The organism is Polaribacter sargassicola, assembly GCF_021991835.1.
GTDB lineage: Bacteria > Bacteroidota > Bacteroidia > Flavobacteriales > Flavobacteriaceae > Polaribacter > Polaribacter sargassicola.
Genome location: NZ_JAHDAU010000191.1, coordinates 1 through 294, shown reverse-complemented (window position 1 = coordinate 294; position 294 = coordinate 1). Strand labels below are relative to the sequence as shown.

Sequence of the window (294 nt, the reverse complement as noted above, 5' to 3'; positions counted from 1 at the left end):
ATGCGCACGACCGCGTCGAAGGTGACGGGCGCGTGGCCCTCGGGCGAGAACTCGCTCGGGGTCGCGGTGACCTTCACCGTCTTCGGCGTCGTGCCCTCATTGAGCTCGGTCAGGCCCTCGATCGAGATGATCTCGGTGCCGTCCAGGCCCAGCGACTCCCAGGACTCGCCCGCCGGGAACTGCAGCGGGACGACGCCCATGCCGATGAGGTTGGAGCGGTGGATGCGCTCGAAGCTCTCCGCGATGACCGCCTTGACGCCCAGCAGGTTGGTGCCCTTGGCCGCCCAGTCGCGC

The 294-nt window shown here is 69.4% G+C and carries 1 protein-coding gene; it reads right to left on the bottom strand.

Features of this window, described 5'->3' with window-relative positions; genetic code table 11:
* Positions 1-294: hypothetical protein (locus KI686_RS17270; RefSeq protein ID WP_237590393.1), on the bottom strand; the 294-nt coding region annotated here is incomplete at both ends.